Genomic DNA, 26901 nt, shown 5'->3' on the forward strand with positions numbered 1-26901 from the left:
TTATATACTTAATGCCATTAATAAAGCAAAATAACAAAGCAAAAGCTTAAGATATTTACTCTAGTATACTTTAAATATACTAGGCAAACACCTTAAGCCTCAGCTATATAAGTTTATAATATTTGCTATTTTACCTTATACTAATTACCAACCAAGAGCCTCTTTCATTTTTTCTGCATATCTAATACCAAGGGTAACTTGGGAATCATGGTCGAAATGAAGCCCCCATAGTCCGTCCCCAGGATCTCCTACTAAACCTTCTGCAGATACCACATAACAGTTTTTAACAACAGAGGGTAACTGATTTACTAAGACATTATGTCCTGAGCACATACCGCTATATAACATTTCTCCGGCTATAAAGGGAATGTCACCTAAGTTAAGATCTTTTTTCAAGTCTTCTACCATGGAATTAACTTTTCCCGGCCAACTAGGGTCTCCGTTATTTTTGATACCATGCCAAGCCAAATACTTCATAGGTATTTTCTAATATATATCCATCTACAATAACTGTATATGTACCCTTAACTGTCGGTGTAAACTCAACCATCTCTGTATTATTATTAGCTGTTGTGCTGGCTGCAACAATCTGTCCGTTTGGATCAATGATATATAAATCCATATCAGAAATATTTCTTAAATCTATAGACCCATTATTTAAGATTGAATTTTGCTTATGCCAATTTAAAACAATTCTCACAGGAGAGGAAGTATAGTTAATTGTGATTGGATAGCTATATGGAAATAAACCATTGTCTAACTGCACTTGTATATAATTGCTAGCATTGGCAGATTGATAAGCTCCTTTCGCATCAATAACTCCGGCTCCTTCCCTGTTGGAATAATCAGGTATCATACTATAGAAATTATAATCGTTTGCAGTTTTGTGCAGGGTTCCGGCTTTTAAAATTGCATTTAGTGCACATGGCTTAAAGATTAAATCGGGGCTAGACTGAAGGATTTGGGCTATTACACCTGTTACATGAGCAGCGGAAAAACTTGTCCCATTACTGCCTAAAAATCCGGCAACGGATATGTCTTCTCCCGGTGCTGACAAATCCGGCTTATATCCACCTTCAATTTCTAAAAATGAGCTATAGTTTGAGAAACTATCATCGTTCCAATTTGGTTCATTAAAAGAATTATTATCATTAATGGAACTTACGGTTATCCCATTATATGCCATGCCCGGATCTGTTATATAAGAGTTGTCGCCTCCGTTTCCTGAGCTTTTTACAAAGGTAATATTATGCTGAAAACTCAAATGATCAATCCATTTTGCCATATCACTATATAGGCCGGCTCCTGTTGAGTATCCTGCACTATAATTAATTACACTTACCCCTTGATCCATTAGCCATTCAATTTTCTCATAGTCTTCAAGTCTATTTTTTGCAGCTGTCATATATACGGTAGCATCCGGAACGATACCCTGGGTTCTACCTACTATAATACTTGCTACTTTAGTTGCATGACTTCCTGTATCTTGACTGGCAACGGCATCTGAAACGTCAAAAATAATATTCCGATCATTCAGTTGTGAATTTGATTTATCGGCATAATTAATTTCTACAATTCCTACCTTTATTCCACTACCCCTCAGATTTAGATTATTGCGAAGATAATTTGCATTAATATTTGGAATACTGTAGCTAGTCTCTTCCTTCTTCTCATCCTTTTCAACCAATTGGAAGGATAGAATATCATCAAATTCACTGAGTTTTAGAATTTTGTAAATCTTAATATTTACTATAATTAATGGGGCATAGTTACTGATAAAAACTACTTCCTCATTTGGCAGATATTTGTCATAATATCTTTTATTAAGGGACTCATATTTGACTTTGGCTAATTCTCTCTTTACTTCTATGTACTTTTGCAAAGTCTTATTGTCTATTTTATTAATATCGTCAATTTTAAGCAATTCTTTTGCCTCTTTTTCAATGGCTGTTTGATCTATGTCTTTAAACCAGATAGCCACAGTAAGTTCTTGATTTTCATCTTCTTTGATTAGTTTTTCCAAGGGTTCAGATATTTTACTGCTTTTAAAATAACTGCCATGTTTGCTTGCTGAATAATCTTCTGTTTTTCCGTTATTAAAAACAATAACATCCTTAACCTTGTCTTTGTATTTAATCTTATAAAGACTGCCTGCTTCAAAATCTTTTACTTTTTCGCCATTTTTAATATTTATATATGTATCCGCCAAAGACATATTCCGGATGCACATAGAACTTAATATAATGAATACCAAACCAAAAATAATAGTAGGATATTTTTTCATTTTAATAATACCAGCCTCCAATCTTTATCTGTCAAAATAATAAGTGCCCTATTTTATTCAACTACTATTGTTATACTTGATTTAGTACTGACATTTTTCTCATTATAAGCGATTAAAGTATATGTCTTTGTACTATTAGGAGTAATGCCTATTTGACCGTCCGCAGGTCTGTCTGCTAATATCAAACCATCATCAGTAACAATTTCACAACTGACAGCATTTTCTGTATCCCATTCTAGTATTACTAAAGTACCTTTCTCGACTTCAGTTTCTGTAGCGGTAAAGCTTTTTATTACCGGGTTGAGAATTACTTTTACTGTAACACTTTTAGTTACCGGAAGCTTATCAGTACCAATTGCCTCCAACACATATGTAGTTGTTTCACTAAGCTCTACCTCTAAACTGCCTTTAGCCTCTACTTCCGAACCATTGATAGTAACCGATATAGCATCTGATACATCCCATGTAAGGGTTGTACTATCTCCTTCAAGGATTTCATCCTCTGAAACACTAAAGGAATTAATAACTGCCGGAGATGTCTTTTCATTTACGTTGACTGTTACGGAGGCACTGACTGTTCCTCCGATACCTGTTGCTTTTAAAATGTATGTAGTTGTTAGTGACGGTTGCACATCGGTCTTGCCAACAATAGGCCATACGCACTCTACAACCTTTTCAATTCCCAGAATATCAACCTTATAGGCATTAAGTACATTCCAGGATAAGGTTACACTTTCACCAGCTTCTATATTATTCTTACTGGCTTTAAAAAATACAATTTTGGGTTTCAGTACTTGTTCAAAACTAGCAGAAACTGAATAAGTTGAAAATGAGAATAATGATAAAATGCAAGCAAGAACTAAACTTCTTTTCAAAACAGATAAAAAGCTACTTTTCCTTTTCATAATAAACCTCCTTATATATTGTTGTTTACTTTTTTTTACATTTTTAATTTACCATTTTTTGGGACTTGTGTCAATTGTATTTTCTGATTATTTACTATTTTTTATATTAATTAACTACCTTTGACTTAAAAGTTATTTTTGTGTCAATCATTTTATTAAACTTTTTATATACATATTTTAATTATTAATATTATTTTACAAATATTTTAATTATTGTTGACATTTATAACCATTTATAGTAAGTTAAATGTAAAATAATGTATAAGGAGGTCTTTTTTATGTTAAAAAGATACAAGCTTATGATGAAAATTATATTTTTATGCTCCGCAATTTTCTTCCTTTCTTCTAAGTCCTTTTCAAATGTATTAGCTACTACATACGAACCGGCAAAACCACCAAAAATCCTGTCCTTTACTGCAAGCTCAAACAAAATAAAAGCAGGAGACTCTATTACTTTAAGTTGGTATGTACTAAATGCTACAAAAGTCGAAATATCTGGTATTGATAATCTTGACTATGAACTCTCACCTATATCGGGAGGTCTAAAAGTCACCCCTTCTGAAACTACTACATACTACTTAACTGCTAGCAGCGAAGGTGGTACAGTACAAGCTTCTATTACTGTAGCTGTTGAAAAAAGCAGTCCAGACTTTTTTAATATAGATTATTTTTATGGTTCTGAATCAGAAATTTCTTTAGGTGAAACGGTTACTTTATACTGGAAAACTACAAATGCCAAATCAATCACTATCATAGGATTAGAAAAAATCAACGAAGAACTAACTTCATTACCTTTAAGCGGTGAATTAGAAGTATTTCCTATGGAAACCACTGATTATATATTAATTGCCGTCGGTGAAAACTATGAAATTATATACAAGATATTTACCGTAACTGTTGCTGAAGAAAAAAAACCTGCAAAAATTAATAATTTTTCCACTTCAGCTTCTAAGATAAATAAGGGTGAAAGCGTAATCCTATTATGGGATGTGTCAGAGGCAAAATCTGTAACTATTAGCGGATATCCTACAGATTATCTACCACTAAACGGAAAACTTACTGTTACTCCTAAAAAAACTACTACCTATGTATTAGAAGCCATTGGCTATGACGGTGTTACTGTTAAAAAAGAAGTAACTGTAACTGTTATAGAAAGTAATGTGGAAGATCCTCTAAAGTTGGATTATGTGGTTCACGATTGGGGAGATGAGTATATTATGGATGTTGATATTACAAACCTGTCCAATGATACAGTAGACTACTGGTCATTATTATTAAAAAAATCCGAATTTGATATTAGTATTATCTGGGGTGCTACCTTGTCAGAAAACGATGAATATTATATTATTTCTCCCTTATACTATAATGACATTATCAAACCCGGTGTAACTGTATCCTTTGGTTTTCAAGCCTATGACTCCCCTAAGAAAAATTTTTTCTATGAATTTTTGTTAGATTAATATATAAAAATTGCTCCCTAGATTTAATCTAAGGAGCAATTTTTATGGGTTTTTTATTTACATTATAGCTAAACTAGCTTAATTAAGCAGTAATTTCTTTAAAAGAGCAAAGTCTATTGCGTCTACTACACCGTCACTATTCATATCTGAATTCTCATAATTAATTGCTGTGATATCCTGGGTTAAGAGATATCTCTTTAAGGCGGCAAAGTCTAAGGCATCGATTGATCCATCTCCATTAACATCACCATAAACCGGTACAACTGGGCCACCTCCTGTTGCCTTAGGTCCCTGTTCATCTAGATAAGCAGTAACCCATGCTAGAGGAGCATTCCAGTTAATTGTTATTTCGTTGGTTGACCAAGATTCAATATTATCCATATAGCATTTTTGAGCAGGTCTTGAACCTGGCAGCCAACCGGAACCTCTAACCCAAGGATCCTGTAAGCCGGAGTTAGGTCCACCAACTAAGCATCCCGGAGGTGCCTTAGGTAGACTATTATCTGCTTGATATGACCAGAAACGATGGTGTGGATTCTCAGCAGGGTTTTCCCCATAACCTGAAATATAACATTGAACAAGAGCATTTCTTCCCATCAGATAATCCATTGCATTTGCTACTCCGTTCAAATATTTAAGATCTTTATGATCACTAAAATCAAATGCATAGGACATTACAATTGCTTCGTTAACTACAAATGAGTTGGAGCCCCATGGATAACCGACTAAGTTATCTCCAATCGGTCCTTCTTCAATCGGCACCCCATAACCCTGAGCCTCTGCTATGGCAATAAACTTATCTGCTGCTGTCTTAATATTTGACCTAGCCTTGTTAACTTCAGAAGCTTCCAGTTTATTTGGTACAAGTGCCAGTGTTATTGTTCCAAGACCGGCAGTATTACCCCAATCAAAGCAGCCTACCAGTCCTAAAGCTTCACCACCGACTAATTCATAAGGCATTTCTAGATAATGCTTAGAATCTCTTAAATAATTTAGATATTTTGTGTTTCCGGTAGTTACAAATAATTCACATGCTGCCCAATAAAATTCATCTCCAACATAGTCGTCACCATAAGGTCCACCACCGGGTTCCTGTTCCATAGTGGCATAAATATTAGGATTTGCAACAGCAGCTTCCCATGCAGTTTCCGCAACGGAGAGACATTTAGCTGCAAAGGTAGAATCATATTCTTCCCACAGACGTGCTGACTGTGCTGCAGCAGCAGCAAGATTTAAAGTTGCAGCTGTGCTTGGAGGCTGAAGATAACGATCCATGGTATCCATATGTGGAGGAACCGCCAGTGCAGTCCATCTTTCGTCATGGCCTTTATGATGAGCCATTCCTTTTAATGGACCGGATGGTACCTGCATTTTCATCAGCATTTCTACTTCATACCTGGCTTCATCAAGAATATCAGGAATACCATTACCACTTTCCGGAATATTAAGTGTATTGTCTGCAAAAGGAGCAACGGAAGTATCTCCGTAGTATAAAGCTCGTTCGTATTGATTCATTACTGTCCATACTGATATTCCGCCATTTACCACATATTTTCCGTGATCTCCGGCATCATACCAGCCACCGGTAACATCAAGAGTATAATTTCCTTGATAACTCTTAGTAGGGTCCGGTTTCATCAAATCATTGGGATGTCCGGCAGGACGTGCCCATTGAGGTTCTTCACAATAAGGCATCTTAATCTCAATACCGCTTCTATTATGGTAAAAATACTTCATTGCATCATATTTCATCTTAGAATAAATATCTGTACCGATATTAAATGGCATACTTTCTGCCGAACCGGAGACTAATACATAGTTTCTTCCTTCTGTTTCATAAGAAGAAAAGTCTATGATATGTACATGGTCACCGGATGCCTTATCAAATCCAAATACTTTGGTCTGACCGCTGTCAACTACTCTTCTTGAACTATCTAAAAGTTCCCACTTCACAGGTGAAGTAGAAGATGAAACAAGAGTTGCCTTCTTTTCTAAACCCGGGTAATATCCCTCTTGATTTACACGAATTTCATTGGTGGGCTCTTCTTCTTCCGCAGGATATCCCTCAAAATCCGGATCTAATAAATGGATATCATCAAATGAAATAGTATATGGAAGTGGTGAAGTTGCACAATCTCCTCCCAGATGGAAGGTAAATTCACAGTTGGGTTTTGTAGCCTCTCTCATTGTAAATTCCTGAGTAATTGTTACAGGTGTGTTAGCCTTTAATTCTACAAAATCCCAGTTCTGATTATAGTTCCAATATTCGGCATAAGGTTCACCCTGGTCACCGACTTTAGGATAAATCTTACAGTCTTTTGTTGCTACAACAGTAAATTTAACTGTATAGGTATGGCCTCTTTCAAGTGTTAGACCTCTGTGACGGAACTGAACATCCCATCTTTCAGTTCCTTTGTTTCTAATTGTTATATTGTATTTACCGTTTTCAATGGCAAAATCTGCAAGTGCAGGATATGTTTCTACTACATGCCATGGAAGTCCTACCCCGCCATCAAAGGTATTATTCCGTATTAAGTCTCCTTTACTAACATATTTTGTAGATTTGGTTTCTGCATTACTCTTTACAGGTGGCAAATATGCAGAAAAACACATTGCAAGCATAATTAGAGCCATGAATTTTGACATCTTTTTAATAAATCGTTTTTTCATAATTAACCCCCTTATTATTATTTTTTACGCCGCATTACGGCATTGCCATAATGCGGCATTTACTTATTTAATTTTCTAAAAGTACCTTTTTTAAAGCTACAAAATCTAAAGAATCAATAAATCCGTCATCATTAAGATCAGCGTTCTTAAGATTTATATTAGCTTTGCCATCTAATAGATACTTTTTAAGTAATGAAAAGTCCAGTGCATCCACAACCCCATCATCATTTACATCCCCTTTAGTTGTTACAACTTCATCCTCAGGGAATAATATTGCATATACACCATTGGCAATTGCAAACTCACACTGAGCCCAGAAACGATGATACTTCATAGTGGGAGCTCTACCTGCAAGTAAGTCTGCTTCTACTCTAGCCCAATCAGGATCTTGACGGTATTTTGAACGAATATCAATAAACTTGATACCAGGTTTAATCTCGTCACCATTAGGCATTGTTCCGCTCCAACCTTCAGGAACATATACTTCTTGCTCTAGGAAACGGAAGTAGTCTTCACGAACTTCCTCTGATACAATTCCCTTATCATCCTGATAATTATTCCACATGCAATCAAGGAGTTTCTTAGCATTATTTTTTGAAGTTTCGTTACCGGTAGCTTTTCCATGATATGCAAGAGCATTAGCTAAGGATGAAGCAACACCCAGGTCAGTACCATAATTAACGATTTTTACATGTAAATTTGAGTTATCAGAAGGTCTGCCGGTCCATGTATCAGGTTGTCCTTCCCAATCAATGGTACTGGGAATTTCAAAGCTTCCGTCAGGATAGAATTTAATTACTGAATTAGCCCATGCCGCCCATTTATCTAGTAAATCTCTAACTCTTTCATCTCCACTTTCGTAATAGTATTCTGCTACACGCTGCATAGACCATGCCTGCATACCAAACCAGGTATTACTGCCCGGATCAGCATAAACAGGATTTTCTACATAACCCATACCATAGAAGGTTGATACATTAGAAGGAACAGGTTCATAGCGTCCATTCCAAGAGTTGGTTGCACCACCGGCAATAGCCCCCTCAGCAGATTGCAGCCACTGATAGAACTCTATTTGCCTATCCAAACTCTTAGCCCAGTCATTCTTAGCATTTCTTGACTTTGGAATTAAATCAGGATCTGTTGATAATGCATAAGCTGCAAATGGATTCTGATATCCAAAGTGGTTATGGCTACATCCGATTATCCATGCCCAATCTGACTCAATTCCACCGCCCCATGCATAATACCAGGATAATAGATAATGAGCTGAATCATAACCGGAGCCTGCTGTGCTAGGAGAACCAATCTTTCTAAAATATTTATCAAAGAAAGAATATCTTAAATAGTCACCCATTTTTGCAGCTTTTTGAACATAATTACTAATATTGGCACCATTTTCTTTTGCCCACTTATTTGCCCAATAGGTAGCCTGAATTGCACGGGCATCAGCATCGGGAGCATTGGTATATTTAAACTGCTTAGCGTAGCTATCATCCCCTGTAAATAAATCTAGATATCCATTTTTTCCTCCAAAATTCATGATGTCATAACAAGGCTGAGGAATGGTTTCCCAGGTGGATTCCTGCTCACCTCTTTGGAAGGTATTTATATAAGAATTTTTGCTTGTCCCATCTCCACGAAGTCCGTAACCATACCAGTTATCAACGTCAAGTAGCCAGTGCATACCATAAATCATATTGGTTCCATAGGTAGAAACCAACTCCTGGTTAATGGGATCTCTACCTACCGGAGCATCAAAGTCTAGTTTTGCCGGATATTTTTCCGGTGTTTCCCACTCAGGGGCATAGGTTGCAGGATCATTAGGGTTATATCTACTCATACTGCTATTTGGTTGATCCTTTTCCGAGGGAATTAAATACTTCTCAGTAGTATCCCAAGCTTCTTGGAAACCTGAAAAATCCCCGCTGAATTTACCATTCATAGCCTCTAGCCAAATATAGAAACTCATGGCCTCACTGGTAGTAACATGTCCGTAATCCGGTGCCTCTACTAATAAAGTTTCAATGGAATGATAAGGTACACCGTCTTCACTAAAATATCCGTTACTTCTATCTTTAATTTTGCTATACATTACCTCAAAACGTTTCTTATACTCCTCATTAACCTCTCCATTTGCAGCAAAGGCTAAGGAAGAGGCCCCAAAGCTTAAGGATAAGGTGGTTGCAAGTAGCATAGCACCAATTTTTTTAAATCTTTTTCTCATATGGATTTTCCTCCATTTCTATTATATAATTAGATAATAAAATCAATATAAAGCTTGTACTGCCTGTACTTTCATATACAAGTAAATTTACTGGTATATTATGAAAGTACAGGTTTTTCCCATTATGCCTTAGTTAATTTTTACACTGCCGTCAATCTTTTTAACATTATCAATTTTTGCCATGTTGCCGTCGCCAAAGGCACCGCTTTCTTCAAAAGTAATAGGTGTTTCAACACTATCTTCACCTATTATCTTAAATGTAATGGTTAACATTACTCCATCCTCTGTAATCAGTTCATCACCTATAGTATTATCAAGATATAGGCAACTGATTGATCCCTGTCTTATTCTACTTGAGAAATTAATAGGAGCGTTAACAATAATGTCACCGGCAGTTACTGATACTGCTTCTAAGAGAGTATCATCATATGAAATATAGAAGTTACAAGTTCCGACACTTTTCACCTTTGAGATGTTTCCTATCTCCACAGGTACAGTAACAACATCCCCAGTTTTGCCGGATACTTTTCCTATACTGATATAAAAATCGGTCTCAATAGGCTTTGAATCCTCAATTGTAATTTCTATTGAGGGATTATCTGTTATACCAAAATCAAATACCAGTTTGGCAGTGCCTAAATCTAAGGAAGATAAGTAGCTGCCAAAAATCTTTACAGTATTTCCGGATACACTGTAATCTTTTCCTTCTGTTAGGCCCACAATACCTTTGAAAGTATTGTTATTAGGTGTCATATTTACCGTAATATCAGAAGGATTATTTTTATCAAAGTTTGCACTTTCAGGTGTAATTGATGGAGGGATAATTTCATCCCCAATGATAACAACACTGCCGTCTGTATATTTAACACTGCTTATTACTTTCCTGTCGGCATTTTCAAATACTCCATCTCTGCCTACATAAATGTCAGCCACATTACCGGCTTTGCCCAAAATCTCAAACTCTATGTATGCCAATACACCGTCTTCGGTAATTCCTTTATTTTCAAAGGCATTAAAAGATAAATAAATAGCCCTTTCATATTTGGGAGGTATTGCCATAGCATCAGAGGCAGTTTTTTTTGCAGAGGATATGCCACTGTCGCTTGTATCATAAACCTTCTTAGCTATCCCCTTATCTGCTAAAACTTCTCCGTCTGTTACACCAAGTGCCTTTAATAAATTAGGATCATATGTAACAGCAAAACTATAGGCTCCTATATTACCTACTTCATTAACATTTTCTACTGTAATAGGTACAAGCACGGTTTCTCCTGGTTCACCGGATACTGTTCCCACCTTAATAGCAAGACTTTCTGATGCCGGTGTAGAATCTTCAATTAATAGAGTTAATACTGGATTATTATCTACACCAAAATCAAAGGTAAGCTCAGTCTTACCTAAAGGTAAGCTTGACAAATAACTATCTTTTATCTTTACCGTATTACCGGATAAAGTGTAGTCAACATTTGCTCTAAGGCCCAAAATACCTTTGAATGTATTTTGGTTAGCTGTTAATGTTACAGTAATCTCTTCAGGTTTATATTTATCAAAGGTTGCTGATGTCGGTGAAATCTCCGGATCTTCTTGTTTTGCCTCAATTTTTACACCGCCATCTGTAAATACCACATTTGAGATTCTGTTCATATCAGCATCTCCAAATGCTCCACCTTCAGCAAACTCCACTTTAGCAGTTTGACCTTCTTTGCCAAGTACTTTGAATGTAATATTTGCAAAAACACCGTCATTTGTAATCAGCTCATCCCCAATAGTATTATCCAGGAATAAAAGGCTGATAGTACTTGTAGAATCATTTATTCTAGAGGCAAAGTTGATAGATGCATTAGTTATAATGTCACCTGCAGTTACAGACACTGCCTCAAGTAAGTCAGAATCATAGGAAAGATAGAAATTGCAAGTTCCAACATTGCCGGCTTTTGAAACATTTGCAAATTTAACAGGTACTGTAACGGTTTCATTAGGCATGGCTGTAACTGTGCCTATACTTACAGCAAGCTCATCACCGCTAGGTGTAGAATCCTTAATAGTTACAGTAAGCTTTGGGTTGTTAGCTACACCAAAGTCGAAAATCAGGGTAGTTGACCCAAGGCTTAATGTTGATAAATAACTTTTTAGTATTGTTACTGTATTACCGGATACTGTATAGTCTGTTCCCTTCTTCAGACCGGTAATTTCTTTAAAGGTACTTCCGTTTGGTGTCAGGGTTACTTTTATATCACTGGGTGCATTTTTATCAAATGTTGCACTTGCAGGAGAGATGGTAGGGTTAACGGTTGATGTAATAACTACACCACCGTCAATCTTATTGACATCGTCAATTCTAACCATATCTCCGTCTCCAAATGCTCCACCTTCAGCAAATTTCACGCTGGCTGTTTTACCTTCACTACCTAATACCTTAAATGTGATATAGGCAAATACACCGTCCTTGGTAATAAGTTCATCTCCAAGGGTATCATCCAGATAAAGTAAACTTATAGTGCCTTTTTCGCTATTTATACTACTTGCAAAGTTAACAGAAGGATTGGTAATAATACTTCCTGCTTCAACTTTAACTGCTTCCAGTAAAGATTTATCGTATGACAAATAGAAGTTACATGTTCCTACATTACCGACTTTAGCTACATCAGTAAAGTTAATAGGAAGGATAACTTCTTCCCCAGTTGCTCCATTTACTGTATCTATTTTTACAGTAAAGCCACCTTCTACATACTTCTTAATGGTAACACTGCCACTACTGAATTTAACTCCTGTTATTCTGCTCATGTTACCGTTACCGAATGCTCCGCTTTCTTTGAAGGATAATGAAGCGGTCTTTCCGGCAGCCCCTTTAACCTTAAAAGTAATGTAGGCAAATGTACCGTCCTTAGTTATAGGCTGTTCTCCAACGGTATCATCAAGGAAGAGGAAGCTTATTGATCCTACATTAATCTGGCTTGAGAAGTTAACATTAGGATTGGTTACAATATCACCTGCTGATACAGATACCGCTTCTAAAAGACTTGTATCAAAGTCTATATAGAAATTACATGTTCCCACATTACCTGCTTTAGCTACATTAGCGAAATTAACAGGTACAACTACGGTATCTCCGGTATTTCCTGTAACATTTCCTATACTTACTTCTAGACCTTCCTGAACTACATCTTCAGTAATTGTCAGATTTAATACAGGATTATTGCTTACACCAAAATCAAAGGTAAGTCTCTTTGTTCCTAAGGTCAGTGTTGATAAGTAACTACTTAATAAGGTTACGGTGTTTCCTGAAACTGTATAATGGGTATTTCTTGTAAGTCCGCTTATACCATTGAAAGTATTACCGTTAGGTGTTAAGGTTACGGTTATATTTCTGGGAGCTGACTTATTAAAGGTCGCAGATTTTGGAGAAATTTCAGGATCCTTAGTAGGTACTACATCATCAACAGGGGACTTACCAAATACTAAACTACCGTTTAGATAAGCTGCCACCTGATCCCATACCACATAGGAACCTGCTGATTTATAAGAGAAATCGTTGGATTGGTCATAATTACTCCAATCACTTCTAGAAACTCTGGTTTGGATTTCAATAAATCCTCCGGCAGCAAGGCTTCCTGCATCCGATGTAAAACCAACTTCTATATATGTATCTGCAGTTGATGTAGCCTTACTCATATTTACTATTGTGCCGGTAATCTTATTTGTCATGGTTGTATGAGCGCCTCCGCTCAACATTCCTGCATAGTCACAGTAGAAATTCTGTGCCTTATCTGCATCTTTGGTGTAATAATATCTTAGTTTTAATTGGGAAAGATTAATTGACGAACTACCGTTATTTACCACTTTGAATTTTGCATTAATGGTATTTGAGCTCGTTCCTGTATTTCCGTTATTAAACTGAACTTCTATTCCGTTTGCTGCAAGAACAGTTTGTTGCGGAATATACATTGAAAATATCATTAATAAAGACATTAGAAAAGCAATAACTTTTCTTTTTTTCATCAAAGTTAACCTCCTTTTTAAATATAATTTTTATAAAAAACCATACAACAAAATCCCATATATTATCTAATTATCCCTATAATTTCACCTCCCTTTAGTAAAACTTATGGACTTTGTCTTTGGCTTTTCATAATAACTAACCCCTAAATCCCCCTAAATTTTGGTAGAATATCAGTAAAGCAAAAGGATAGGTCGCCCAGTTTTAGTAATTATATGTTAATATTTGTCTCTTAATCATGTTATACCATATTTGTATGATTTTTACAATATCTTTTTACATATTTTACTATATAATTCACATTTTATCCTGCTTTATGGATTTTCACGGTACTTTGACTAGAATTTTGACAGATTATACAAGCCAAAAACTTCAATTTATTTACACAATAACCAAAAAAGCTGTCATATAGACAGCTTTTTTGACTCTAAAATTCTTATTATTTTGACTATTAATATAGCTTTATAAATTACTGCAAATAGGTATATATATTATTATCATTGGGATTTAATGTAACACCCTTTATTTCAAATAATTCACTTAAGGTTACAAATTTATAACCTTGATTAAGAAGAGTCGGAATTATAATATCTAGGGCTTCCGGTGTTGGATGTGGCAGGGGCTGTACATCATGCATTAAGAGAATAGCTCCGTCCCTTGCCCCCCGAATTATTGCATCAGCCCTTTGCTGTGCAGTAGTCGATTGTATCCAGTCATCACAGGTCACACCCCCTACAAAGGTCAAATCAATGGCATTTAACATGGTATTATTTGTGGCAAGATTAGGTGCACGAAAAAACTTTGCTTTTGTTCCCGAATACCTTTCAATAGCCGCATTTGTATCATTAACCGATTTTCTTATCTCTGCTTCTGACATACCGGTCATGGTTGAATAAGTCCAGGAATGATTTCCGATTTCACAACCCATATTAACCATTCTCTTTATAACAGAACTTGTTGAATCATTTAGCTTTTGTCCTATCACCATAAATGTTGCCACAACACCATATTTTTCAAGTTTATCTAATACTAAAGGTGTAAGTGTAGTATCAGGTCCGTCATCAAAGGTTAAGGCAACTACTTTGTTATAACTTGGTACCTGGGTAGGTGTAGGAGTAGGGGTGGTGTTAGGATTATCATTTTCTAATATCATTTTCTTAAGCAATGAAAAGTCAAGAGCATCAATATAACCATCGGAATTAATATCTGCTGCCTCTTCATCTAGTGAAGTATCTCTCTTTAAAAGATATGACTTTAATAAAGAGTAATCAATTGCATCAACATTTCCGTCAACATTGACATCACCTTTAGTAACAGAAGAGGATTTAGCAGAGAATATAAAGGAATTAACATTAACAGGTCCTGAAAATACTAATACAATATCCTGTTTGCCTGTTACCTTACTGATATTAGTTGATTTGGTCTCATAGGTATCCCAACCTCCGGTATAGGCATCCGATAAGGTACCCAGTAGAGTTCCAGTCTCACTACCTAATCTTATCTGAATACTTGTATTTTGCTCCGAAGCAACTAATGCACTAAAGCTAGTTGCACCTCCGCTTCCAAAATCAATATCCTTATAGGTTATGGTATCACCACTTTCAATATAACCTATTCCCCCTTCGCCATTGGCTATTCCAATAGTCTCAAGGGTTGAGGAAGTGGTTGAATTAAACTCTTCTGCTTCTATTGTTTCGAAAGCACTTCTTACGCCGTAATCAACTTCATCGTCGCCACCACCGCTGTCCCCACCTACTACCAGGGACATAGTGTGTACATTGGCTTTTCCGCTACTTTGATATCCTTCGATGGTAAAGGCTACTTCGTACATCTTACCCATCTTCATTCCTCTGCTCTCCCAGGCATTAAAATGCTCGCTGACAGATATGGTTCCGCTTGTACGTTTTGATGTCCGAACACTCCAATATTGCTGGAAGGTTGCAGTACCTTTAATGGAAGGCTGGTTAACCCTGGTTGTCTCATAGATATCATAGGTACCTCCGTCAACTGTAATTCTTCCCTTTGATGTTGCTCCAGGAGGCCGCCAGTTACCCCAGCTATCCACTATGTAATATTCCACCAAGGGATCAACTGTCCATCCATAGACACAGAGATAGGAGTTACCGTTTGGCTGATAATCACAGCCGTATTTTACCGATATATTTCCTATTTGCTGATGTGTCTGAGTTTCGTTGTACTTTTTGCCTGTTCTAAATAAGGCATTGTTAATGTTATTCCACTCACAGGTAAATGTACCTCCACCGGTAAGAGTCATGGTTGTGTTTCCTGAATCCTTCCATAATTCATAATCATAACCTTCATAGGTACCGGTTTGATTTGAAGTTAAGGTTATAGCTGCATGGGCATCCGTAACAAATATGGTAGATAGGATTGACAAACACAGTAGTAAAGATAGTAATATCCGTTTTTTTTGCTTCATTAGCTTACCCCCTTTTTTATATTTTAATAATATTATCAGTTGAAATAACAATATTGGTAAATAATAACAGTAATAGGTGTCAGGCAGGATAAGCAGGGCTAATTGGATGTCAAGACATAATTAGTAGGTGCCTCCTTACCACTTCCAAGATTAGCAACAAAGCCAAGGATAATAGTCTCTCCCGGGGCAAAATCATTATCCCAAGAGGGACTTTTAACAATCACCTTATTACCTGTCTGACTTACTAATTCTGCTCCCCAAAGATTTATAATGGAACTATTATAATTAAAGCTAAGTGTCCAGCCACTATAAGTTTTATTGGAATTGTTCTTAACAGTTATCTCCCCTTGAAAACCGTTTCCCCAATCATTAACAATCTTATAATTATAAGAAATATCCCCACTGGGTACCGGTGTCGGAGTAGCTGTGGGCTTAGGAGTCGGTGTTATACTGGGTTTTGGTGTAGGGGTAGGGGTAACAATAGGTGTCGGTGTCGGTGACCCTGTGGGATCCGGAGTTGGGCTAGGTGATGAGAGAGGAGGTTCAATTCCATATAATTTTACCCCATCATCATACACAGGAATATAAGGAGTCAACCCCGCAAAACTAGTTGCCTTATAATCCGGAGAACCGGTTAAGTTCTGATATGACCAGTCATTGTCATTGGACCCGATACCTGCTGGATATGCTATTTCAACACTGGCATCCTTTTCACACATTTGCCACTCTGCAGGCATAATCTGGGTTCCTGTAAAATCCACAGTAAAATAATAAATATTACCTTCATAATGGGTCAGTCCCAAAAGCTTAGCCCCTTCATGGTAGGCAAGTTTAATCTCAACATCCTCCACTGTGTATCCTGCTTCAAAAACTTCCGTAAGATCCATAAAATACCTACAGGAAAGCTTATCTTTCATGGTTGCAGGTCTGGCAGAGCGGTTATTTATCTGGAATAAAAGATTTAAACGGCCATAGCCTTCATATACAATCCAGCATCTTGTAAAGTATTCTATGATATCATCTTCCTCTGCTATAAAATCTTCAGGCTGAGGCCAATTTTTAAGGGGTTCTCCACCGTACATATCATACATCTTAGCCAGTGCACCGACAAAGCCGGCATTATAGTCCGTTGCTACTTCATTTAAGGTATAGTCTGTTATATCATCTTTCCAACCGTCACTTGAATCCGGCCCTCCTACTAAGGCTCCATATAAAATATTTCTATGATATGCCGGTGTGGTTAATTCACTGGTCCAAGAACCGTGGGCAGTTCTATGATGTGGATGCTTAGGAGCATTTTCACCAAAGCCCACAACATAACTTCCCTTTCTGGGATTGTCACCCAAGGCATAATTAACCTGTTTCTCGGCAAAAGTACGATATCCTTCCTTTTTAGAAGCTGTTCCCACACTATCATCATCTGACCATACAAAGGCTAAAAATGCTGCCGTAGTAGCATACCTTAAGGATCCCCACTGAGACAACCAGGCTAGTCCTCCCGGAGTATATGTAATACTTCCGTCCGGCATCCAAAAGTCTAGATTTTTCTCTACCTGAGCCACATAGCTGGGATCTTTAGTAACCTGTGCAATTTTTAAGGCCGCTCCGTAACTTACATCATCCCAACAGTGGGTATGACCCCCACCTAAAGTGACAGCGGGTAAAGCCTCCATGGCCTTATTAAGATAGGTATCATTATTGGTTTTGATATAAAGCCAAACACCACTCCATGCAATGTCATCCAAATAACTGCCTGAAGGATATAAGGTGTTTAAGGGATTTTTCCCTCTGTATTTATCAGCAAAATCAAATAACTGCTCGGCATGCTCTAGGCAAAGCTTAGCATATTCGGGATCTGTTTCTTCAAATATAAGTGAAGCAATGGCCAAGGCTGCTGAGGCAGATCCTGCCACATCTGATCCCGGTGTGGAAGTGTCTACCCAGAAAGACTTTCTATCTGTGACATAGTCAAGAAGCTCATGGGCAACCCAAACAGAATGGTCGGAGGCTTCATAGCCACACATATAGTATAATAAATTAGGTTCAGGATGCGCTTTTATAAAGAAATCTGTGGCCCATTTAATCTCATCAAGTATAATATCCAGCTGTCCTGACTTTTCAAAAGCCTCCCGGTATTCATATACTGCCCACCCCAATTGAGCAGCTGCATAAGACATAGGATGAGTAAACTTTATTCCGTCACCGGCATCTGCCCATCCTCCGGTCAGATCAAGACCCACATCTTGTCCGTCAGTCATGGCCGCATCGGCTCTGTAAGGCAATATATAATTATCTGGTAAATCTCCTAACCGATTTGCTTTATAGAACAAAATGGCTTTCTGCAAGGCTTCCCCAAAATTGTAATAGGCATCACCGCTACGGGGTGAACTTGCAGCCTGTGAATAAAGCTTTTTTTGTACAGGAGATAGGATTATGGTAGCAATTAACACTATCACAAAACTTATACCCAATATTCTTTTGTTAACTTTTAAATGTAAATTCATAATATCCCCTCCGTTTATTGCCATGTTATCTTTACTGTAACCATAAGGATCCTTGTGTTAACCTTGTAAATAGATTATCTAATTTACCCCCAATGAAGAACGAAGCCTAGCAAAGGATGTAAATTGCTGATCTAACCAAGTTATATGATTGTTCATCCAGTTTTTCACTTCAGCTACTTTATCTTCATATTTTGGAACTTGAGGATTAGGCATTGGCCACCACATATTGTTGTTACTTGGCCATTTTTCTAGATTTAATTGCCCCGACTGGGCCAGGTAAGCTGCAAACTGATCAATTACTCCGCCGTTTCTAATTAAATCCTCAATTAAGGTATTACGTATTGAATGATACCTGTCATAAGCCTTTTGTAGAAATTCAGGATCTTTAATTAAATAACGATACCATTGTTGTCCTTGGGCAGGAGATAATTGCCTATATAAGGTCTGCCAGGTCTGAGTATAATCCCTAAACTCAATAACCATACTTCCTCCTGCACATAAGTCCCAATCCCAAAGAGGTCCCATCTTCATAAGACCATCCACATCTTTATACATATAAGTACTCTTAAACATTGAATCAAGGTTTCCAAACACCTCTGTAATTATCCAAAAATCAACCAAGGAATCCATATCAAACAAATCACTATAATGTACTCTTTGGCCGTTAAAGGTTGCATGGAAATCATTAGATCTTACAGCGTCTTCAAATGCCTGAACATAGGATTGTATATAGTTAAACATTTCCTGATTAGTCTTAGCATACTCAGGACTTTTAATCATAATTGGTTGTCCCGATTTAGTCTTAAATTGAGATATCTCATCATATGTATCATCCAATTCCAAAAGATATCCCCCTGTGATATTAGGTAAATCATAATAATCTGAAATTTTTATAGTTACTCCTTGGAAGGTAAAGCTACCGCTAGTAGCCCAAGTAAGATTTTCTACTAGAGCATCTTCTAATTCATCAGCCATATTTTGTAATGAAGGAATTGACTTGGCAGCTGCTTTAGCTATATCTTCTGCAGCATCCTCCCAGTCAAAGATATCTACACGGTCTTTTGCTATCTCTGTTTGCTCACAAAGCAAATAGTTTCCTTCATAGACACCGTTTAAGACCAGGTCAACACTTTGAAATTCTGTAACATCAAAGCCAAGTTTTTTAGCAAAATCAAATGCTATCATATTCCTCATAAGAGAGAGGTCATAATAGTTGGCCAGTAATACATAGTCCTTATTATTACCCATACCAAATAAGTCTGTCTTCTTATCTAGTTTTATCCGATAAGGCTTTTTAGGAGCAAACCAAGTAGAATTTCCTCTGCCTCTGATTTTAATATCACCGTCATACAAGGCAGTATTAAGTTCTGATCCGATTCCCATGATTTTGGCTTTAGCCTTTACATAGACTTCTTTACTTGTGATTGCTTGACCATTTTCTGTATCAATATAGATTACCGGTAAATTACTGTAATATTTAACGGTTTCGTCTCCACCATTTCCGCCGCCACTTTCCCCATCGGTAGTAACCAGCAATTGTGCACTGGCCATTGATTTGTTTCCTGCTGCATCTACGGCCCGAACAGTAAAGCTATAAGTTGTATTAGGTGATAAACCTCTGGCCGTATAGCTTGTTGTGCTAGATGTTCCTAAAAGAGTATTGTTACTATAGATTTCATAAGCGGTTACAGCAACGTTATCGGTTGAAGCAGTCCATGAGATTGTGATAGATGTAGAAGTTTTTGAAGTGCTAACAAGATTAGTAGGTACTGTAGGAGCCTGGGTATCGGTTACCGGTCCGCTCTCGGTGTATTCTCTCCATACCCCATATTCTCCGGTTGTACCTGGAGTTTGTCCTTGGGTCCACCACTGGGCTATCCATAGCCTGCCCCCGTAAGAGACAATATCTCCGGTATTATAAACTGTAAAGGCGTTCCATGTAGGATAAGTCCCCGGTGTTTGACTAGTCTGTAACTTCCATACACCGTAAGCTTCTGCAGACCCCGGTACTTGCCCCTGTGTATACCACTGGGCCATCCATACTTTCCCGTCGTAAGTGACCATATCCCCGGTATTATAAATTGTGGAAGGGTTCCAGGCAGGGTAAGATTCTTGTGCCTCTACAATCTGATTCATAGAAGAATCATACTTAAGCAATATCCCAAAGCCAATAACTAGAATTGCCATCATAATAATGAAGCGTTTTCCTCTTTTCATAGCATACCTCCTTTAATATATTACAAATTGCCACCCCCATTACTCCTTATACAATAGATAAGGTTTTATTTTATCTATGGAAAGCATGTCCTTATCTATCCCGGAGTACTTTATCCCTTTATGTTTTAACCAATTAACTAATTGCTTTATCATTTGCAAAAAATTGTCTACACTTTATGCATAACATATAACAGTGTATTTGTCAATATTTGGTTTATAATGATATTAATTTACTTGGTGATTTTTTCTTTTTTATGTAGTTTGCATAAATTGTAGGGATTTTTTTACACATATTCACAGGGCTGTTTTTGGGATTGCAATATTAAGGATGCTGTGTATAAAAAAGAGCAAAAAAATAAAGAGAGGAAACCTAGAGGATACCTCTCTTTTAATGGTGTTCTATTACTTTACAACACAACAATTTATAACAGTTTTATTCAAATTGCAATATAATTTGAAAATAGCCAATTTTAAGATATTATATTACAATATATATGGCGTTACCTGATATACATAATAATTAAGCCAATTTGTATACAAGGCATTGGCATGGGCTCTCCATACCAGATAAGGCCTGTTATCCGGGCAGTTATCCGGATAATAATTTACAGGTAAATCTATATCAATTCCTTTACCTATATCTCTTTTGTATTCTTGATCTAGGGATATCCTATCATATTCCGGATGCCCCATTATATAAATCTGCTTCCCATACTGAGCCATCACTATAAATACACCGGCCTCATCAGACTCTGCCAGTATCTCTAAATCTTCATGCTTTAGGATATCTTCTTTAAATACAGTTGTATACCTAGAATGTGGAGCGTAAAAAATATCATCAAAGCCACGGACAAAAGGAATCCTACGTTTATAAACCCGATGCTTATATATTCCAAATATTTTTTTATCCAGTTTTCTTTTTTGTATTCCATAATGATAATATAAGCCGGCCTGTGCTCCCCAACAAATATGTAGGGTTGAAGTTACATGGGTTTTAGACCATTCCATAATCTTGGTTAATTCATCCCAATAGGTTACTTCTTCAAATTCCATTAATTCAACCGGGGCACCGGTTATTATCAGTCCGTCAAATTTACGCTTGCAGACATCTTCAAAAGTCAGATAAAACTGATGCAAATGACTGGTAGGTGTATTTTTCCCCACATAAGTACTTGTGGTTAAAAATGTAATATCAATCTGTAAAGGTGTATTTGAAAGACTTCTCAGTAAATGCACCTCTGTCTCCTGCTTATTGGGCATTAAATTTAATATGGCAATTTGCAGGGGACGTATATCCTGCTGCAAGGCCCTATTTTCGTCCATTATAAATATATTTTCATCCTCTAATATTTTCTTAGCAGGTAAATCACTTTGCACTTTTATAGGCATATTTATCACCAACTTTACGTCTTTTTTTGAATAATCAAAATCAATAATACCATTTTTATATGATTAAATCAACCGTATTAGTCCTTACATTTGTTATAATCTGTTATAGAATTTTTTGATTATTGATTATTAATTCAAACTCTAGACCAAGCCGGCTAGCTGCCTTCTTGCACAAAATCATCCTGTCAAGAAAAATTTCAAAATAGTCCATAACAGGACTGATGGAAGTATCTATAGTAAGGGATAGACTAAAGACTGTATTATTGTTAGTAATTTCAATATTAGCTTCTTCAACTGCATAGTTGACCCTGTCATGGATATCAAAGGAAGCTAGGTCCCGGTTTCTAACACGGCTTCTTCTGACATCAGATTTATCAGCAAGTATAAGGGCGGCGGCTATTGGACTTACCGGTACCGCTGTTTTTTCATCATGATTACCGATGGCTGCTATTATCATTGCAATTTCCCAAGGCTCTGCTCCCATCTGGTCCAATAACCTAAATGCCATTACGGCCCCACTTTGTGCATGGTCCTCACGGTTAACAACATTTCCGATATCATGAAGATAGCATGCTATCTGTGCCAATTCAATCTCTCTTTCTGAATAATTAAGGGTCTCCAATATATATTTTGCCACGCTGGCAACCTTTGACACATGGGCAAGGCTATGTTCAGTATATCCTAACTCGGACAGAGTCATATCTGCATGTTTTATATAGGTTTTAATAGCTTCATTGTCCTTAACATCTTTAAAAGTAATCATAATATCCATCTCCACTTATAGCTAATCCTGATTAATCATAGCTAAAATTTCTTCTTCAGAAAGTACTTTAATTCCTAACTGTTCTGCCTTAACTAATTTGCTTCCGGCATTCTCCCCGGCTACTACAAAGCTTGTTTTCTTAGAAACACTGCCGGATACCTTGCCCCCATGTTTCTTTATTAATTCTTCCATCTCGGATCTTCCCATGGTAGGCAAAGTTCCCGTTATTACAAATGTTAAACCTGAAAGGTTATTATTTGCAGCCAAAGTATCTTCTTCCCATTCAAAATTAACACCTGCCTGCTCAAGCCTAGATAAAATCTTAATATTAGCAGGATTTGAAAAGAATTCAATCACTGCCCTAGAGCTTATATCCCCCAAATCCTTAACTTCAAGCAGTTCCTCATAGCTGGCTTCTTTTAATCTGTGGATTGACTTAAAATGCTTCATTAAGGAATAAGCTGCCTGCCTTCCTATATTACGGATACCAAATCCGGTTATTAATCTATCTATATCATTCTTCTTACTATCTTCAATAGCCTTTAAGAGCTTATCTGTATTCTTTTCCTTTCCTATTAAACCTTTTTCTATCATCTCATCCCGGTATCTGTCAAGATAGTAAATATCAGCAATATCCTTTACATACCCTTCTTTTATAAGAGCCTCCACATAGGCCTCACCAAAACCCTTAATATCCATGGCATTTCTTCCGACAAAATTTAAGATATGCTGGGTAAGCTGTGCCGGACAGTTTAAATTGCTGCATCTTATATCGGCTGAATTTTCATCCCTAGCTGCAGGGCCACCACAGGATGGACATACAAAAGGTATCTTATAGGGTACTGTATCTTCAGGCCGTTTATCTTTTACTACCGTTACCACTTCCGGGATAATCTCTCCGGCCTTTCTAACGATTATAGTATCCCCTATTCTTACATCTAACTCATCTATTCTGTCTTGGTTATGAAGTGTAGCCCGCTCCACAGTAGTTCCGCATAGGAGGATAGGATCAAAAATGGCAGTAGGGGTAATACGGCCAGTCCTTCCTACTGAAAGTCTAATGTCTTTTAGAACTGTCTCTTTTTCCTCCGGAGGATACTTATATGCTACTGCCCATCTAGGTACCTTTGATGTGGCCCCAAAATACTCCCTGTCAGCCAAATTATCAACCTTTACTACTGCACCATCTATACCATAGGCAAGACTTCCTCTGTTTTCTCCAATCTCTTTAATGGCCTCCCATACTTCTTCTGCTGTCTTGCATATTTTATAATCTTCTATAACTTTAAACCCCTGATTCCTAAGCCAACTTAAACTTTCAGAATGGTTTTCAAAAGAAATTCCCCGTACATCCTGTATATTAAATGCAAAAAGAGAAAGCTTTCTCTCCCTTACCACCTGTGGGTCTAGTTGCCTTAAAGTTCCTGCCGCACAGTTTCTTGGATTGGCAAACCTTTTCTTTCCCTCAGCTTCTAGCTTATCATTGACAGCTTCAAAATCCTCATTTTTCATATAGACTTCTCCCCTAATCTCAAGGTAGGGAACAGGGTCTTTAAGCTCCATTATAACATCTTTGATTTCTCTTATATTCTCAGTAACATCCTCACCATAATTAATACCGTCGCCCCTAGTAACCCCCTGTACAAAACGTCCATCCTCATACCTTAGGGAAACCGATAGTCCGTCAATCTTTTTTTCAACTACAAATCTACTGTCTTGTCTTTCTTTTAGAATCTTTTCAACAAAGCTAAATACTTCTTCCTTTGAAAATACATCCTGTAAGCTTAACATAGGTATATTGTGCTTAACCAAGATTCCTGCTTCCCTCTTGGCACTACCTCCCACAATCTGTGTGGGGGAATCTGCAGTTTTATATTCCGGATACTCCTCTTCAAGCTTTCTTAATTTTATGGTTAACTGATCATATTCGTAGTCAGAAATTTCAGGGTCATCCTGGTTATAATATCTATCATTATGATATCTTATAAGTTCTCTTAAATTTTCAATTTCCTGTCTAATATCCATCTTAACTTTCCACCGGTACCTTTCTATCTAAATATAAATTATTGTTATTGTCTTATAATAATGCGTAAGCTTTATTTTAATGCGTAAGCTTTATTTTAATGCGTAAGCTTTATTTTAATGCTTTACTTGATATTACTTATTCATCACCTATTAATCTCTTAAGCTCTTTTAATTCCTTATCCGTAAGATTTCTCCAGGCTCCTATCTTAAGATTTCCAAGACTAATATTCATAATACGAATCCTAACAAGCTTAACAACCCTATATCCCAGGTACTCGCACATACGTCTTATCTGCCTGTTTAAACCCTGGGTAAGGATTATACGGAAGCTAAACTTATCAATTACAGTAACTACACAAGGCTTAGTCACCGTATCAAGTATAGGAACTCCCTCAGACATTCTTTTAACAAATTCCTTTGTTATGGACTTGTTAACTGTAACAATATATTCTTTTTCATGGCCATACCTGGCCCTAAGTATACCGTTGACTATACTTCCGTCATTAGTAAGCAAAATTAACCCTTCAGAATCTTTATCCAGCCTGCCTATGGGATAAATCCTTGTAGGATAATTAATATAATCTACTATATTATCCGGATCTCTCCTGCTGGTGGTACAAACAATTCCTCTAGGTTTGTTAAATGCAATCAATACTTTCTTTTCTTCTTTATTAACAGGCTTTCCACAAAATGTTACAAGGCTACCAGGCAGCACCCTTGAACCAATCTCAGCCTTTACACCATCTATAATTACCTTACCTTGGCTAATATATTTATCCGCTTCTCTTCTTGAACAAACTCCGGCATCACTTAAATATTTATTAATTCTGATTCCAGGGTTAGTATTAGTTTCCATATCATACCTACTCTTTCTAATTAGTCAGAATATTAAATGTAACTATATATTATATTATTTTAGAATTTTAGTCTACCATAAAAGAATCTTTCAATACAAAATAAGAGTTACCGGATATTTCTAATTCATATTAAAAATACCGGTAACTCTTATATAAGATTTCTACCATGGAAAGTAAATATCTTTTTCTTTTAATTGTATTATGATTAATCTTCAGTTTTTTTAGCCAGTTCATCCAGAGCATTCCAGAATATCATAAGATCTTCATCTTTTTCTTTTACTTTTTCACTTTTAGAATTAGTCTTTTCGATTAATTTTAGAACATCCTCATCTTCATTTCTAGCATGAAAATATTCTTCTATCTCCGGATTAATATCGCTTGCAATTTTGTAATTTCCTTCATCGTCGGTAACCACATAGAACTTTGATAAGCCGGGGGCTAAAGTGTTGATACTTGTGAACTTAATTTCATGATATGCATATACAATATAAGCGCCTTCTTCTATGCTCTTTTTAGCATAGGTCTTAATGTTCTTATATTCTTCAATATATTGTACCATATTCTGCAACTGTTCTCTTGTCTCAACCTTTGATGGGTCTTTGTAAAGAGTTTTTAGCTTATCTACATCACAAGCTGCCTTGGCCATATAGTATTCCTCAAAGAACTTGTTCATGTCTTCAATTTCTTCTAAGTCATATACAGGAATTGGAGTAGGTGTTGGGCTTGGAGTAGGCGTTCCTGTTGCAGTATTATCTTCTGAAGCTGAGGTAAGAGAGGCCATGGCTAAAATTCTGCTATTGGTATTATCACTCTCTATATCTCCGGTTTCTGCAGAAGCACTTATGCTACTACTCTTTTCTTGGTTCTTTTGCCCACTTTGGCTTATTGATATGGTTAACAGTCCGATACACATTGTTGCCAAAGATGTTAACAATATTATTTTTTTATATTTTAGTTTCATTTTTTTCTCCTTATATCCTAAGGGAAATCCTTAGGCATACACTCCTTTAATGCTATATTATTTATGGTTATTGATATTTTAACAAACTCGTAACATAATGTCAAGTATAAATTAACTTTTATGTAATACATTTAATATTTTTGTAACATTTAACTTTTATCAGCATATTTTTTTATTTACGAAAGTAGTTTTTTATGTTACAATA

15 protein-coding genes are annotated in these 26901 nt (G+C 36.6%); 1 reads left to right on the top strand and 14 read right to left on the bottom strand.

Features of this window, described 5'->3' with window-relative positions; genetic code table 11:
• Positions 1-144: 144 nt before the first annotated feature.
• From SD1D_RS08845 to SD1D_RS08855, 3 genes are all read right to left on the bottom strand, one after another.
• Positions 145-477, bottom strand: a complete 333-nt coding sequence (locus tag SD1D_RS08845; protein WP_058258580.1) for a sialate O-acetylesterase — start codon at positions 475-477, stop codon at positions 145-147.
• Positions 443-2209: a S8 family peptidase gene (locus SD1D_RS08850; RefSeq protein WP_162287268.1), complete on the bottom strand. Its 1767-nt coding sequence runs from the start codon at positions 2207-2209 to the stop codon at positions 443-445. Before SD1D_RS08850 ends, SD1D_RS08845 begins: the two co-directional genes overlap by 35 nt.
• A gap of 128 nt (positions 2210-2337) precedes the next feature.
• Positions 2338-3189 carry a hypothetical protein gene (locus SD1D_RS08855; protein WP_058258582.1) on the bottom strand — a complete coding sequence of 284 codons (852 nt, stop codon included), beginning with the start codon at positions 3187-3189 and terminating at the stop codon, positions 2338-2340.
• A gap of 278 nt (positions 3190-3467) precedes the next feature.
• On the opposite strand from SD1D_RS08855, the gene SD1D_RS08860 reads away from it, so the two are divergent.
• Positions 3468-4649 carry a cellulose binding domain-containing protein gene (locus SD1D_RS08860; protein WP_058258583.1) on the top strand — a complete coding sequence of 394 codons (1182 nt, stop codon included), beginning with the start codon at positions 3468-3470 and terminating at the stop codon, positions 4647-4649.
• Positions 4650-4727: 78 nt separating this feature from the next.
• On the opposite strand, the gene SD1D_RS08865 is transcribed toward SD1D_RS08860, so the two are convergent.
• The 11 genes from SD1D_RS08865 to SD1D_RS08925 form a co-directional block, all read right to left on the bottom strand.
• Positions 4728-7319 (bottom strand): glycoside hydrolase family 9 protein, encoded by a 2592-nt coding sequence (locus tag SD1D_RS08865; protein WP_058258584.1) that lies wholly within the window; start codon positions 7317-7319, stop codon positions 4728-4730.
• A gap of 67 nt (positions 7320-7386) precedes the next feature.
• A complete protein-coding gene (locus tag SD1D_RS08870; protein ID WP_058258585.1) occupies positions 7387-9543 on the bottom strand; it encodes a glycoside hydrolase family 48 protein in 2157 nt (718 codons plus the stop codon).
• A gap of 129 nt (positions 9544-9672) precedes the next feature.
• Complete coding sequence (locus tag SD1D_RS08875; RefSeq protein WP_058258586.1) at positions 9673-13542, bottom strand: cohesin domain-containing protein; 3870 nt, start codon at positions 13540-13542, stop codon at positions 9673-9675.
• A gap of 467 nt (positions 13543-14009) precedes the next feature.
• Positions 14010-15980, bottom strand: a complete 1971-nt coding sequence (locus tag SD1D_RS08880; RefSeq protein ID WP_058258587.1) for a glycoside hydrolase family 11 protein — start codon at positions 15978-15980, stop codon at positions 14010-14012.
• 98 nt (positions 15981-16078) lie between these two features.
• The gene (locus tag SD1D_RS08895; RefSeq protein ID WP_157893116.1) at positions 16079-18484 is read right to left on the bottom strand and encodes a glycoside hydrolase family 9 protein; all 2406 of its coding nucleotides are present in this window, start codon (positions 18482-18484) and stop codon (positions 16079-16081) included.
• Positions 18485-18562: 78 nt separating this feature from the next.
• Positions 18563-20701 (bottom strand): CotH kinase family protein, encoded by a 2139-nt coding sequence (locus SD1D_RS08900; protein ID WP_058258588.1) that lies wholly within the window; start codon positions 20699-20701, stop codon positions 18563-18565.
• 483 nt (positions 20702-21184) lie between these two features.
• Positions 21185-22090, bottom strand: a complete 906-nt coding sequence (gene metA / locus SD1D_RS08905) for a homoserine O-acetyltransferase MetA (protein WP_058258589.1) — start codon at positions 22088-22090, stop codon at positions 21185-21187.
• Positions 22091-22193: 103 nt separating this feature from the next.
• Entirely contained in the window at positions 22194-22853 is a 660-nt protein-coding gene (locus tag SD1D_RS08910) for an HD domain-containing protein (RefSeq protein WP_173803198.1), read from the bottom strand.
• Positions 22854-22874: 21 nt separating this feature from the next.
• Entirely contained in the window at positions 22875-24878 is a 2004-nt protein-coding gene (gene ligA, locus SD1D_RS08915) for an NAD-dependent DNA ligase LigA (RefSeq protein ID WP_058258590.1), read from the bottom strand.
• A 136-nt stretch (positions 24879-25014) separates the two neighbouring features.
• Positions 25015-25734, bottom strand: coding sequence for a 23S rRNA pseudouridine(2604) synthase RluF (rluF, locus tag SD1D_RS08920; protein ID WP_058258591.1), 720 nt, complete (start codon positions 25732-25734; stop codon positions 25015-25017).
• Positions 25735-25940: 206 nt separating this feature from the next.
• Positions 25941-26696, bottom strand: a complete 756-nt coding sequence (locus SD1D_RS08925) for a hypothetical protein (RefSeq protein ID WP_058258592.1) — start codon at positions 26694-26696, stop codon at positions 25941-25943.
• Between the last annotated feature and the right edge of the window lie 205 nt (positions 26697-26901).

Source organism: Herbinix luporum (assembly GCF_900070325.1).
Classification (GTDB): domain Bacteria; phylum Bacillota; class Clostridia; order Lachnospirales; family Lachnospiraceae; genus Mobilitalea; species Mobilitalea luporum.

Bases quoted from the DNA above. Each gene is read 5' to 3' on its own strand.
- SD1D_RS08845 (WP_058258580.1), bottom strand. From the start codon at position 477: ATGAAGTATTTGGCTTGGCATGGTATCAAAAATAACGGAGACCCTAGT.
- SD1D_RS08855 (WP_058258582.1), bottom strand. From the start codon at position 3,189: ATGAAAAGGAAAAGTAGCTTTTTATCTGTTTTGAAAAGAAGTTTAGTT.
- SD1D_RS08860 (WP_058258583.1), top strand. From the start codon at position 3,468: ATGTTAAAAAGATACAAGCTTATGATGAAAATTATATTTTTATGCTCC.
- SD1D_RS08865 (WP_058258584.1), bottom strand. From the start codon at position 7,319: ATGAAAAAACGATTTATTAAAAAGATGTCAAAATTCATGGCTCTAATT.
- SD1D_RS08870 (WP_058258585.1), bottom strand. From the start codon at position 9,543: ATGAGAAAAAGATTTAAAAAAATTGGTGCTATGCTACTTGCAACCACC.
- SD1D_RS08875 (WP_058258586.1), bottom strand. From the start codon at position 13,542: ATGAAAAAAAGAAAAGTTATTGCTTTTCTAATGTCTTTATTAATGATA.
- SD1D_RS08880 (WP_058258587.1), bottom strand. From the start codon at position 15,980: ATGAAGCAAAAAAAACGGATATTACTATCTTTACTACTGTGTTTGTCA.
- SD1D_RS08895 (WP_157893116.1), bottom strand. From the start codon at position 18,484: ATGAATTTACATTTAAAAGTTAACAAAAGAATATTGGGTATAAGTTTT.
- SD1D_RS08900 (WP_058258588.1), bottom strand. From the start codon at position 20,701: ATGAAAAGAGGAAAACGCTTCATTATTATGATGGCAATTCTAGTTATT.
- metA (WP_058258589.1), bottom strand. From the start codon at position 22,090: ATGCCTATAAAAGTGCAAAGTGATTTACCTGCTAAGAAAATATTAGAG.
- SD1D_RS08910 (WP_173803198.1), bottom strand. From the start codon at position 22,853: ATGATTACTTTTAAAGATGTTAAGGACAATGAAGCTATTAAAACCTAT.
- ligA (WP_058258590.1), bottom strand. From the start codon at position 24,878: ATGGATATTAGACAGGAAATTGAAAATTTAAGAGAACTTATAAGATAT.
- rluF (WP_058258591.1), bottom strand. From the start codon at position 25,734: ATGGAAACTAATACTAACCCTGGAATCAGAATTAATAAATATTTAAGT.
- SD1D_RS08925 (WP_058258592.1), bottom strand. From the start codon at position 26,696: ATGAAACTAAAATATAAAAAAATAATATTGTTAACATCTTTGGCAACA.